9 protein-coding genes are annotated in these 12373 nt (G+C 63.9%); 6 read left to right on the top strand and 3 right to left on the bottom strand.

Going from position 1 to position 12373, the window contains the following annotated elements; translation table 11 throughout:
- Positions 1-14 precede the first annotated feature (14 nt).
- The gene (locus FFS62_RS10045) at positions 15-1508 is read right to left on the bottom strand and encodes an HDOD domain-containing protein (protein ID WP_371920116.1); all 1494 of its coding nucleotides are present in this window, start codon (positions 1506-1508) and stop codon (positions 15-17) included.
- A 169-nt stretch (positions 1509-1677) separates the two neighbouring features.
- Here FFS62_RS10045 and FFS62_RS10040 point away from each other — a divergent pair, with 169 nt between their 5' ends.
- Genes FFS62_RS10040 through fabI form a run of 6 tightly spaced genes read left to right on the top strand, consistent with a single transcriptional unit; the run spans position 1678 to position 9870 of the window.
- On the top strand, positions 1678-3507 hold the full coding sequence (locus tag FFS62_RS10040; RefSeq protein WP_137973399.1) for an extracellular solute-binding protein: 1830 nt from the start codon (positions 1678-1680) through the stop codon (positions 3505-3507).
- Entirely contained in the window at positions 3504-5333 is a 1830-nt protein-coding gene (locus tag FFS62_RS10035; RefSeq protein WP_137972674.1) for an extracellular solute-binding protein, read from the top strand. Before FFS62_RS10040 ends, FFS62_RS10035 begins: the two co-directional genes overlap by 4 nt.
- Entirely contained in the window at positions 5333-6418 is a 1086-nt protein-coding gene (locus tag FFS62_RS10030) for a microcin C ABC transporter permease YejB (RefSeq protein ID WP_137972673.1), read from the top strand. The genes FFS62_RS10035 and FFS62_RS10030 overlap by 1 nt, the downstream gene beginning before the upstream one ends.
- Before the next feature lie 2 nt (positions 6419-6420).
- Entirely contained in the window at positions 6421-7440 is a 1020-nt protein-coding gene (locus FFS62_RS10025; protein WP_137972672.1) for an ABC transporter permease, read from the top strand.
- A gap of 1 nt (position 7441) precedes the next feature.
- A complete protein-coding gene (locus FFS62_RS10020) occupies positions 7442-9055 on the top strand; it encodes an ABC transporter ATP-binding protein (RefSeq protein ID WP_137972671.1) in 1614 nt (537 codons plus the stop codon).
- Positions 9056-9075: 20 nt separating this feature from the next.
- A complete protein-coding gene (gene fabI, locus FFS62_RS10015) occupies positions 9076-9870 on the top strand; it encodes an enoyl-ACP reductase FabI (RefSeq protein WP_137972670.1) in 795 nt (264 codons plus the stop codon).
- Positions 9871-9958: 88 nt separating this feature from the next.
- Here the strand turns inward: fabI and FFS62_RS10010 are convergent, their stop codons facing one another.
- Both FFS62_RS10010 and hupB read right to left on the bottom strand, forming a co-directional pair.
- Positions 9959-11815: a SurA N-terminal domain-containing protein gene (locus tag FFS62_RS10010; RefSeq protein WP_137972669.1), complete on the bottom strand. Its 1857-nt coding sequence runs from the start codon at positions 11813-11815 to the stop codon at positions 9959-9961.
- Positions 11816-11991: 176 nt separating this feature from the next.
- On the bottom strand, positions 11992-12264 hold the full coding sequence (gene hupB, locus FFS62_RS10005) for a nucleoid-associated protein HU-beta (RefSeq protein ID WP_003087931.1): 273 nt from the start codon (positions 12262-12264) through the stop codon (positions 11992-11994).
- Between the last annotated feature and the right edge of the window lie 109 nt (positions 12265-12373).

Genomic DNA, 12373 nt, shown 5'->3' with positions numbered 1-12373 from the left:
GGGCGGCCTTTTCGTCAGCGCTTGCTCAACGCCTCCAGGCAGCGCCCGGTGAGCTGGGTGAAGCGCTGGAAGGCGACGAACTGCTCGTGCTTGAGCGCCCGTCCGGACACTCGGCTGTCGGCATACAGCACGCCGATCTCGCGGGTGCCGGCCAGCAGCGGGGCGATGAAGAACATGCCCTGGCCGAGCATCTGACGCATCGGCAGGGTCACCAGCTCGGCCAGGTTGTAGCTGGCCGGCACCCCCATCCACAGAGCCTCACGGTTGCGCAGCGCGTAACTGAAGATATGCGGCTGTTCGGCCTGTTTGGCCGGCAGCTGGAAGTCCGTCAGCCACTGCTCGGTGCCCTCGCCCACCGCACGCTTGGCACGGAAGGCGGTCTGCCCATCAGCCAGCACGGTCAGCATCACCCGCTCCAGACCCGCGCCCTGGTGCAGGCCCTTGAGCAGGGTGTCGAGGATCAGGCCGACGTCGCCCTTCTGGTTGACCATCATGCCCAGGTCCTGCAGCGCCTGCTGCAGCACCAGCAGGTTCGGCTGCAACAGGCGCGCCTTGCGCTCCTGCTGCTGCAGCTTGATCTGTTCCGGATCGGTGTTGGGAATCAGCTTGCACAGCTGGCTGGCACCGAAGGTAGCCGCCACCTCGACCGCTTCCTGGGCGCTCTCCAGCACCTGCTTGAGCGCGTCCTCGGCACTGACCCCGGTGAACTCCGCCAGTTGCTCCACCAGCTTCTCCATCTCCGGCGAGTCCCAGCCTTCCAGCGCCGCCTCGCTGATCTTCACGCCGAGGCTGATGGCGCGCACCGCCGGGTCGTGCTGGTTGCCGCTGCCGTGAGCGAAGGCGGCCAGCTCGCCCAGGTTCCAGCTTTTCACCAAACCTTGGGTGAGCTGGCGGAAGGTGAGGCCGAGCACCTGGCGGGTGGCATCGTCCACCTCCACGCCGGGCTGTTCCAAGGCATCGGCCAGCTCGTCGGCCTGCTCGCCGCCGCAGGCCCAGAAGGCCAGCTCGCCGACCGTGTGCAGCAGCGCGGCGATAAATACTTCTTCCTGGTTCTTGGTCAGCACGTAGCCGGCGATGTTGCGCGCCTGCACGGCAGCATGGAACGAGCGTGCCAGAAGCATCTGCAGCTGTTCGCGCGGCACCCGGGTGAGCAGGCTGTCGATCAGGCTGACCGACATGCCGATCAGGCGTACATTGTCGAAGCCGATCAGCACGATGGCTCGCGAAATGGTGCGGATGCTTTCCTGGGAAGGGTTGTAATAGACGCTGTTACCGACCCGCAGCACCTTGGAAGTGAGCGAGGCGTCGCGCAGCAGCACGTCGGCCAGTTGCTGTACCGAGGCCTTGTCGGCCTGCGACAGGCGATGCAGGTCCTGCACCACGGCGGCGAGAGCAGGCAATTCGGCCTGATTCAAACGGTCTATCCATGCCTGTAAGCCGACACTGCGTTCCACCAAGACAGCAACCTCTTCGCAATTTGTTTCAGTGTAATCAAATTGATGGCACATGCCCTGGAAAAGGCACTCTTTTTCCAGCGGATACAAGCTGTTACTGTACCGGCAAACAACCAGCCGGCATGCCCTGCACAAATGGGCGATCATCGATCGCCAACAGCGGCGAAAAACCAGCCCTGCCCCCTATGCCGCAAGAAGCCCCATGGACCGGACCCCGCACCCGATGCGCTCCCTGATCTCACTGATCCTCGGCCTGACCATGAGCTTTCCCGCTTTCGCGACCATCAGCGAAAGCCATGGTTACGCCCAGTTCGGCATGCTCAAGTACCCGGCCAGCTTCACCCACTTCGACTGGGTCAACCCCGACGCGCCCAAGGGCGGCACGCTGCGGGTCATGGCCTATGGCACGTTCGACACCCTCAACCCTTATAGTTTCAAGGGAAGTAGCCCTTCGGCGGCGCCCAATTTCCTGCAATACGGAGTCAGCGAGTTCAATGAACCGCTGATGGTCGGCACCGGTCCCTACGACCCGTCGGGCGACGAGCCGGCCTCCAGCTACGGGCTGATCGCCAAGAGCGTCGAGTACAGCGAGGACCGCAGCTGGGTGGTGTTCAACCTGCGCGAGGAAGCGCGCTTCCATGACGGCCAGCCGATCACCGCGTTCGACGTCGCCTTCACCTACCGCACCCTGGTCAAGGACGGCCACCCGCAGTACCGCACCACGCTGCAGGAAGTGAAGCGGGTGGACATCCTCAACCGCCACCGCATCCGCTTCGTGTTCAAGCGCGCCGGCAATCCGCTGCTGATCCTGCGCCTCGGCGAATTGCCGGTACTGGCCCAGCACTACTGGAAGAAACGCGACTTCAGGGCTACCAGCTTCGATGTGCCGCTGGGCAGCGGCCCCTACCGCATCACCCAGGTGGAACCGGGGCGGCGCCTGGTGTTCGAGCGGGTCAAAGACTGGTGGGGCGAGAAGCTCGCGGTCAACCGCGGCAAGTACAACTTCGACCGGGTCGAGGTGGAGTTCTACCGCGACAGTAATGTGGCCTTCGAGGCGTTCAAGGCTGGCGAGTTCGACTTCTACATCGAGCACCAGGCGAAGAACTGGGCCAACGCCTACCGCTTCCCCGCCATCGCCCGTGGCGACGTGATCCGCGCCGAGATCCCGCACCAGATCCCGACCCAGACCCAGGCGCTGTTCATGAACAGCCGCCGCGACACCTTCGCCGCGCGCAAGGTGCGCGAGGCCCTGGGCCTGATGTTCGACTTCGAGTGGACCAACCGCGCCCTGTTCAACAGCGCCTACAAGCGCAGCCCGAGCTACTACCCCAACAGCGAATTCGCCGCCAGCGGCAAGCCCGAGGGTGGGGAGTGGCTGCTGCTGTCACCCTATCGCAAGCAGCTGCCGGCCAAGCTGTTCACCCAGCCTTTCACCCTGCCCGCCACCGACGGCCGCGGCATTCCGCGTGAGACCCTGCGCAAGGCGCTGGGCCTGCTCGCCGAAGCCGGCTGGAAACCTTCCGGCCAGCATCTGGTCAACGCCAAGGGCGAGCGCCTGCGCTTCGAGATTCTGCTGGTCAACCCCAACCTGGAACGCATCCTCCAGCCCTACACCGAGAACCTGGCCAGCATCGGCATCCAGGCCGACCTGCGCACCGTGGACCGCGCCCAGTACAAGCAACGCCTCGACCAGTTCGACTACGACATGATCCTCATGACCCTGCCGCAGAGCCTAAGCCCCGGCCTGGAACAATGGCTGTACTTCCACTCCAGCCAGGCCGGCGTGAAAGGCGGCAAGAACTACGCAGGCGTGCGCCACCCGGTGGTCGACACCCTGCTCGACAAGCTGCTCGCCGCCCAGACTCGCGAGGAGCAGGTGGCCGCTACCAAGGCCCTGGACCGGGTTCTGCTCTGGCAGCACTACAGCATTCCCAACTGGTACATCAATCACCATCGCCTGGCGTACCGTAACCGGTTCGCCTTCGTCACCACCCCGCCCTACACCCTGGGGCTGCGGGCCTGGTGGCTGAAGCCCACGGAGACCGTTCGATGAGCCCTACCCTGCACACCCTCGGCGCCGCCCTGCTGATGCTGGCCGGCGCGGCCCAGGCCGAACCGCGGCACGCCATCACCCTCTACGACGAACCGCCCAAGTACCCGGCGGACTTCAAGCACTTCGAATACGTCAATCCAGATGCACCCAAGGGCGGCCTGCTTCGTCTACGTGGCGTCGGGACTTTCGACAGTCTCAACCCCTTCATCCCCAAGGGCACATCGGCCAGCGTCGGCATGATCTACGACAGCCTGACCTATCACTCACAGGATGAGCCTCTCACCGAGTACGGCTTGATTGCAGAGAAGATCGAGAAGGCGCCGGACAACAGCTACGTACGCTTCATCCTCAACCCCAAGGCGCGCTTCCACGACGGCACCCCCATAACGGCCGAGGACGTGATCTTCACCTTCAACATCCTCCTGGAAAAAGGCGACCCCCTATACCGCCATTACTACGCCGACGTGGCGCAAGTGGTGGCCGAGGACAAGCTGAAGGTGCGCTTCGACTTCAAGCACAAGGACAACCGCGAACTGCCGCTGGTTCTCGGTCAGATAGAGGTACTACCGAAACACTGGTGGGCCACACGCAACTTCGGCAAGGGTAGTCTAGAGCCGCCACTGGGCAGCGGCCCCTACAAGATCAGCAAGGTCTCGCCAGGCAGTAGTGTTGAATTCGAGCGAGTCAAGGACTGGTGGGCCAATGACCTGCCGGTAAGCCGCGGCCTGTACAACTTCGACCGCATCCGCGTTGACTACTACCGCGACACCCAGGTCGCCCTGGAGGCCTTCAAGGCCGGCCAGTTCGATGTCAACGAAGAGTTCTCGGCCAAAGACTGGAATACCGGCTACGACTCTCCAGCCCTGAAAGCCGGCAAGTATGTGCAAGTATCCATTCAGAAACAGGTTCCCGCCGGCATGCAGGGCTATGTATTCAACCTGCGCCGACCGATATTCCAGGACCGCCGTGTACGCGAGGCGATCGCCCAGCTGTTCGACTTCGAATGGGCCAAGAAGCAGATCTTCTACGGCGATTACAAGCGCACCCACAGCTACTTCGAGAACTCCGAGATGGCCGCCAGCGGCCTGCCCTCGGAAGCCGAGCTAAAGCTGCTGGAGCCGCTGCGCGACAAGCTGCCGCCGGAGGTCTTCACCCAGGAGTTCAAGCCACCGGTCAGCGATGGCAGCGGCATCATCCGCGAGCAGAGCCGCCGTGCCTTCCAGCTGCTCACCGAGGCCGGTTACCGCATCGAGAACGACAAGATGATCGGCCCGGACGGAAAGCAGCTGGCCTTCGAATTCCTCAACTTCCAGCCCAATCTGGAACGGGTGGTGCTGCCGTTCAAACGCAACCTGGCCGAACTGGGCATCGATCTGCAGATCCGCCGAGTCGACGTATCGCAATACATCAATCGCCTGCGCGAGTGGGACTACGACATGACATCTGCGGTCTGGCCGCAGTCCAATTCGCCGGGTAACGAGCAACTGGATATGTGGCACTCCAGCAGCGTCGACAAGGCTGGCAGCCAGAACTACATCGGCCTGCACGACCCGGCCATCGACAAGCTGGTCGAAAGTCTGATCCGCGCCAACTCGCGCCAATCGCTGGTTACCCATGCCCGCGCGCTGGACCGCGCCCTGCTGTGGGGCCACTACGTGGTGCCCAACTATTATGTGGATGCTTGGCGCGTCGCCTACTGGAAGCGTTTCGGACGCCCCAAAACAACACCTCACTCCGACTACGGACTGATGACTTGGTGGGAAGAACAGCCACTTAACGCACTACAACCAGCGCCCGCCGCCGAAACCGAGCAGGAAGCCGAGTAATGCTGGCCTATATATTTCGTCGCCTGCTGCTGATCATCCCCACCCTGCTCGGCATCCTGCTGATCAACTTCATCATCGTCCAGGCCGCTCCCGGCGGCCCGGTGGAGCAGATGATCGCCAAGCTGGAAGGCTTCGATGCCGCCTCCGGTGGCGCCACCGCTCGGGTTTCCGGCGGTGGCGGCGAAGTCGCCGTGGCCGGCTCCAACTACCGCGGCGGCCAGGGCCTGGACCCGGAGCTGGTGGCCGAGATCGAGAAGATGTACGGCTTCGACAAGTCCGCCCCCGAGCGCTTCTGGCTGATGATCAGCAACTACGCCCAATTGGACTTCGGTGAGAGCTTCTTCCGCGATGCCACGGTGATCGAGCTGATCCTGGAGAAAATGCCGGTCTCCATTTCCCTGGGGCTGTGGGGCACGCTGATCACCTACCTGATCTCGATCCCCTTAGGCATCGCCAAGGCCACCCGCCACGGCAGCGCCTTCGATGTCTGGACCAGCTCGGCGATCATCATCGGCTACGCCATCCCCGCCTTCCTCTTCGCCATCCTGCTGATCGTGCTGTTCGCTGGCGGCAGCTACTGGGACTGGTTCCCCTTGCGCGGGCTGACCTCGGGTAACTTCGACGAACTCAGCCTGGGCGGCAAGATCCTCGACTACTTCTGGCACCTGGCCCTGCCGGTGACGGCCCTGGTGATCGGCAACTTCGCCACCCTCACCCTGCTGACCAAGAACAGCTTCCTCGACGAGATCGGCAAGCAGTACGTGGTCACCGCTCGCGCCAAGGGCCTGACCGACAGCCGCGTGCTCTACGGCCATGTGTTCCGCAACGCCATGCTGATCGTGGTGGCCGGCTTCCCGGCGGCGGTGCTGGGTATCTTCTTCGCCGGCTCGATGCTGATCGAGGTGATCTTCTCCCTCGACGGCCTCGGCCTGCTGGGCTTCGAATCCATCGTCAACCGTGACTATCCGGTGGTGTTCGGCACCCTGTTCATCTTTTCCCTGTTCGGCCTGGTGGCCAAGCTGGTGAGCGACCTGATGTACACCCTGATCGACCCACGCATCGACTTCGAAAGCCGGGAGAACTGAGAATGGCGCTCTCCCCCCTCAATCAACGCCGCCTCGCCCTGTTCAAGTCCCACAAGCGTGGCTGGTGGTCGCTGTGGCTGTTCCTCATCCTGTTCGTGCTCAGCCTGGGTGCCGAGCTGATCGCCAACGACAAGCCGCTGGCCGTGCGCTATGACGGCGAGTGGTACTTCCCAGTGGTCAAGCGCTACGCGGAAACCACCTTCGGCGGCGAATTTCCACTGCAGGCCAACTACAAGAGCCCCTACATCCAGGAGCTGATCGCAGCGAAGGATGGCTGGATGCTCTGGCCGCCGATCCCCTTCAGCTACTCCAGCATCAACTACGAACTGCAGGTTCCAGCGCCCGCACCGCCCTCGGCGCAGAACTGGCTGGGCACCGACGACCAGGGCCGCGACGTGCTGGCGCGAGTGATCTACGGCTTCCGCGTATCGGTACTGTTCGCCCTGGCGCTGACCCTGGCCAGCTCGGTGATCGGTGTCTTCGCAGGCGCCCTGCAGGGCTACTACGGCGGCTGGGTCGATCTGGCCGGCCAGCGCTTCCTAGAGGTCTGGTCCGGCCTGCCGGTGCTGTACCTGCTGATCATTCTGGCCAGCTTCGTGCAGCCCAACTTCTGGTGGCTGCTGGGCATCATGCTGCTGTTCTCCTGGATGAGCCTGGTCGATGTTGTACGCGCCGAGTTCCTCCGTGGGCGCAACCTGGAGTACGTGCGCGCGGCCCGCGCGCTGGGCATGGGCAACGGCGGCATCATGTTCCACCACATCCTGCCCAATGCCATGGTCTCGACCATGACCTATATGCCCTTCATCCTCACCGGCGCCATCGGCACCCTGACCTCGCTGGACTTCCTCGGCTTCGGCCTGCCCGCCGGCGAGCCCTCGCTGGGTGAACTGGTGGCCCAGGGCAAGGCCAACCTGCAGGCACCCTGGCTGGGCATCAGCGCCTTCGCCGTGCTGGCCGTGATGCTCAGCCTGCTGGTGTTCATCGGCGAAGCCGCCCGCGATGCCTTCGACCCGAGGAAATGAGATGACCGATTCGAACAACCTCATCGAAGTGCGTGACCTGGCCGTCGAGTTCGTCACCGGCAGCAAGGCCGTACGCGTGATCGACGGCGTCAGCTTCGATATCCGCAAGGGCGAGACCCTGGCCCTAGTCGGCGAGAGCGGCTCGGGCAAGTCGGTCACCGCCCACTCCATCCTGCGCCTGCTGCCCTACCCCCTGGCCCGCCACCCGGCCGGCAGCATTCAGTATGGCGGCCAGGACCTGCTCAGGCTGGCCCCGGACAAGCTGCGTGGCATCCGCGGCAACCGCATCGCCATGGTGTTCCAGGAGCCGATGACCTCGCTCAACCCGCTGCACAGCATCGGCAAGCAGATCGGCGAGGTGCTGGCCTGGCACAAGGGCCTGACCGGCCAGGCCGCTGAGGCGCGGATCATCGAGCTGCTCGAGCTGGTCGGCATCCCCGAGCCCGCCAAGCGCCTCAAGGCCTATCCGCACGAGCTGTCCGGCGGCCAGCGCCAGCGGGTGATGATCGCCATGGCCCTGGCCAACGAGCCGGAGCTGCTGATCGCCGACGAGCCGACCACCGCGCTGGACGTCACCGTGCAGCTGAAGATCCTCGATCTGCTCAAGGAATTGCAGGCCCGCCTGGGCATGGCCCTGCTGCTGATCACCCATGATCTCAACCTGGTGCGACGAATCGCCCACCGCGTATGTGTCATGCAGCGCGGTTGCATCGTCGAACAGGCGTCGTGTGAAGAATTGTTCCGCGCTCCGCAGCATCCCTACACCCGGGAACTGCTCGGCGCCGAGCCCAGCGGCGCACCGGCGGCCAACCCCGCCGGCGCCCCGCTGCTGGAAGTGGACGACCTGCGCGTGTGGTTCCCGATCAAGAAAGGGTTGCTGCGGCGCACGGTGGACCATGTGAAGGCGGTGGACGGTATCGACTTCAGCCTGCTGCAGGGCCAGACCCTGGGCATCGTGGGCGAGAGCGGCTCCGGCAAGTCCACCCTCGGCATGGCGATCCTGCGGCTGCTGAGCAGCCAGGGCGCCATCCGTTTCCAGGGCCAGGCGCTGGACGGGTTGTCGCAACAGGCCGTGAGGCCGCTGCGGCGGCAGATGCAGGTGGTCTTCCAGGACCCCTTCGGCAGTCTCAGCCCACGCATGTGCGTGAGCCAGATCGTCGGCGAGGGCCTGCGCATCCACGGCATGGGCAGCGAAGAGGAGCAGGAGCAGGCCGTCATCGACGCGCTCAAGGAGGTAGGGCTGGACCCGGAGACCCGGTTCCGCTACCCCCATGAGTTTTCCGGCGGGCAAAGGCAGCGGATTGCCATTGCCCGGGCACTGGTGTTGAAACCGGCGCTGATACTGCTGGACGAGCCCACCTCGGCGCTCGACCGCACGGTACAGCGCCAGGTGGTGGAACTCCTGCGCTCGTTGCAGGCCAAGTACAACCTGACGTACCTGTTCATCAGCCATGACCTGGCGGTGGTCAGGGCCCTGAGCCACCAACTGATGGTGGTTAAACAGGGCAAGGTGGTTGAACAGGGGCCGGCCGAGCAGGTATTCGCCGCGCCACAGCACCCTTATACCCAGCAGTTGCTGGAGGCCGCGTTCATGGCTCCTGCAACCGCCGACTAACTGAAAGAGGAATGACGCACATGGGTTTTCTCGCCGGTAAGCGCGTACTGATCGTTGGCGTGGCCAGCAAACTGTCGATCGCCTCGGGCATCGCCGCCGCCATGCACCGCGAGGGCGCCGAGCTCGCCTTCACCTACCAGAACGACAAGCTCAAGGGCCGCGTCGAAGAGTTCGCCGCCGGCTGGGGCTCCAACCCCGAGCTGTGCTTCCCCTGCGACGTGGCCAGTGACGAGGAGATCGCCAAGGTCTTCGAGGAGCTGAGCAAGAAGTGGGACGGCCTGGACTGCATCGTCCACTCCGTCGGCTTCGCCCCGGGCGACCAGCTGGACGGCGACTTCACCGAAGTGACCACCCGCGAAGGCTTTAAGATCGCCCACGACATCAGCGCCTACAGCCTGGTGGCCCTGGCCAAGGCCGGTCGCCCGCTGATGCAGGGTCGCAACGGCAGCATCCTCACCCTCTCCTACCTGGGCGCCGAGCGCACCATGCCCAACTACAACGTGATGGGCATGGCCAAGGCCAGCCTGGAGGCCGGTGTACGCTACCTGGCCGGCAGCCTCGGCCCGGAAGGCACCCGCGTCAACGCCATCTCCGCCGGCCCGATCCGCACCCTGGCCGCCAGCGGCATCAAGAGCTTCCGCAAGATGCTCGCCGCCAACGAGAAGCAGACCCCGCTGCGCCGCAACGTGACCATCGAGGAAGTCGGCAACGCCGGCGCCTTCCTCTGCTCCGACCTGGCCTCGGGCATCAGCGGCGAGATCCTCTACGTCGACGGCGGCTTCAACACCACCGCCATGGGTGCCATCGAAGACTGAGGCAGTAGCCGGAAACGAAAAAGGCCGCTTTTCAGCGGCCTTTTTCTTGGGCATCTCCCGCCACGAGGGCGGGAGATCATCGTGCGACTCAGAAGCGCTCGATATCGGCCTCTGCCTGCAGCTGCTGACGATAGGCGGCGAAGTCCTGCTGGCCGGTACGCGAGGCCAGGAAGCGACGGTAGCTGACCTTCTCTTCTTCGCTCAACTCGGCCTTGGCCTGGCCAACGCCGTCGAGACGCAGCACCACGTAGTCGCCAGTGCTCAGGCTGACGCCGGCATAGGTCGGCTTGCCGTCTTCACCCGGCTTGGCCATGCGGAACAGCGTCTGCAGCACAACCGGCTCGACGCCTTCCTGGCTGCGGGTAGCCGCCTGCACCACTTTCCAGTCCTTGCTCGCATCCTCGCCCTTGCGCAGACCGGCCATCAGCGCCTCGCCGCTGGCCTTGGCCGCTTCACCGGCCTTCTTGCGCGCCAGGGTGTCACGAATACCGGCGGTGACTTCCTCCAGCGGCAGCTGCGCCGGCTTCTTGTGCTCCTTCACGCGTACCACGACCACGGTGTCCGGATCCAGCTCGATGGCACTACTGCTGCGGCCGTCTTCCAGCACTTCCGGGCTGAAGGCAGCCTGCACCACCTGACGGTTGGCGGCGATACCCTCGCCACCCTCGCGACCGAAGGCGCCACTAGTCTGAACCTGCAGCTTCAGCTCCTCTGCCGGCTGGGACAGGTCGGAGGCTTCGTAGCTCGCCTCTTCCAGCTCCTTGGCCACTTCGACGAAGCGCTGCTCGACCTGCTGCGCCTTGATGTCGCGCTCCAGCTTGTCCTTCAGGCTGGCGAAGCTCGGCACCTCGGGTGCCTGCACGTCCAGCAGCTTGACCAGGTGCCAGCCGAATGCGCTGCGCACCGGCGCGGACACTTCGTCCTTCTTCAGCGCGTACAGCGCCTTCTCGAACTCGGGGTCGTACACGCCCGGACCGGCGAAGCCCAGATCGCCGCCGTTGCTGGCGGAGCCCGGGTCCTGGGAGACTTCCTTGGCCAGCTTGGCGAAGTCCTCGCCCTGCTTCAGGCGTGCAGCCACTTCGTCGAGCTTGGCCTTGGCCTGCTCGTCGCTCAGCTTGTCGTTCACTTCCAGCAGGATGTGCGCGCCACGGCGTTGCTCGGCCAGGTTGGCGATTTCTTTCTTGTAGAGTTCCTGCAGCTCTTCGTCGCTGGCCTTGGCCTCGGCGAAGAAACGCTCCTTCTTCAGCTCGACGTACTCGACCACGACCTGCTCGGTGCTCATGAACTGGTCGGCGTGCTCGTCGTAGTAAGCCTTGATCTCCTCATCCTTCAGCTCGACGGCCTTGGCATCGGCAGCGATGGTCTGAGTGGCGAAGTCGCGGGTCTGCTTGTCCAGACGCACGAAGGCCTGCAGCTCGGCGTCGGTAACGAAGTTGCTGGCGGCCAGGGTGGCCTGCAGCTGGCTGACCAGTACGTCCTGGCGCAGGCGCTCGCGGAACTGCATGCGACTCATGCCCTGCTGTTGCAGGATCTGGTCGAAGCGTGCCGAATCGAATTTGCCCTCAACCTGGAAGGCCGGGGTCTGCAGGATCAGCTGATCCAGCGAGGTGTCGGAGAAGCCCATGCCGGCCTCTTTGGCACCCTGCAGCAGCAGGGTACGGTCGACCAGATTGTCGAGGGCGGCCTTGCGCAGCAGGTTGTCGTCCAGCAGCGAGGCGTCGAAATCCTTGCCGAATTGCTGGATCAGCTGGCGACGCTGCATTTCCACCGCTGCGTTGAGGCTGTCCAGGCTGATCTCTTCGCCATTGACCTCGGCGGCATTGCGGCTGTTGCTGGTGGACTGGAGGATGGCCTCGAAGCCGGTGAACGCCATCAACATGACGATCAGACCGACGATGGTCTTGGCGATCCAGCCCTGGGAATTGTCCCTGATGTTCTGCAGCATGCTTCCCCCGAAACGGCTGCACTGAACTAACAGCGAATGCAGCGCGGGTGTTGAATCCGGATAAAAGAAAGGCGCATCCGAGGATGCGCCTTCTCATAACTGATGGAGCGGATGGGATTCCGCTCCGCACCGAACCGGGCTAACCCGGTGCGGCGGGGCAAAGCCCAGAGAGACGCTTAGTTGACGGCGTCTTTCAGAGCCTTACCAGCTTTGAAGCCAGGGATCTTGGCAGCGGCGATCTTGATCGGCTTGCCAGTCTGCGGGTTGCGGCCGGTACGGGCAGCGCGTTCTTTGACAGCGAAAGTACCGAAGCCAACCAGCACCACGGAATCACCAGCCTTCAGAGCGCCAGTGACGGATTCGATCACTGCGTCCAGCGCGCGGCCAGCAACAGCTTTCGGGATATCAGCGGATGCGGCGATGGCATCAATCAGTTCCGACTTGTTCACTCTTAAGTCCCCTTATTTCTGTTGAGTTGTTTCTTAGTTGTTTGGTGTAAGCAAAGCGGGTGCTGAAGGGCCTGCCGACACAATAGGAGCCGCTTTATAACAAGGGCTC

Source organism: Pseudomonas sp. F(2018), assembly GCF_005508865.1.
Lineage (GTDB): Bacteria > Pseudomonadota > Gammaproteobacteria > Pseudomonadales > Pseudomonadaceae > Aquipseudomonas.
Note: the sequence above shows the minus strand (reverse complement) of the source record. Positions and strands in the feature narration are given on the sequence as shown.

What these genes read in the sequence shown, in the direction of transcription:
- FFS62_RS10035 (WP_137972674.1), top strand. Translation starts at nt 3,504, where the DNA reads ATGAGCCCTACCCTGCACACCCTCGGCGCCGCCCTGCTGATGCTGGCC.
- fabI (WP_137972670.1), top strand. Translation starts at nt 9,076, where the DNA reads ATGGGTTTTCTCGCCGGTAAGCGCGTACTGATCGTTGGCGTGGCCAGC.
- FFS62_RS10025 (WP_137972672.1), top strand. Translation starts at nt 6,421, where the DNA reads ATGGCGCTCTCCCCCCTCAATCAACGCCGCCTCGCCCTGTTCAAGTCC.
- FFS62_RS10030 (WP_137972673.1), top strand. Translation starts at nt 5,333, where the DNA reads ATGCTGGCCTATATATTTCGTCGCCTGCTGCTGATCATCCCCACCCTG.
- FFS62_RS10045 (WP_371920116.1), bottom strand. Translation starts at nt 1,508, where the DNA reads ATGTGCCATCAATTTGATTACACTGAAACAAATTGCGAAGAGGTTGCT.
- FFS62_RS10040 (WP_137973399.1), top strand. Translation starts at nt 1,678, where the DNA reads ATGCGCTCCCTGATCTCACTGATCCTCGGCCTGACCATGAGCTTTCCC.
- FFS62_RS10010 (WP_137972669.1), bottom strand. Translation starts at nt 11,815, where the DNA reads ATGCTGCAGAACATCAGGGACAATTCCCAGGGCTGGATCGCCAAGACC.
- FFS62_RS10020 (WP_137972671.1), top strand. Translation starts at nt 7,442, where the DNA reads ATGACCGATTCGAACAACCTCATCGAAGTGCGTGACCTGGCCGTCGAG.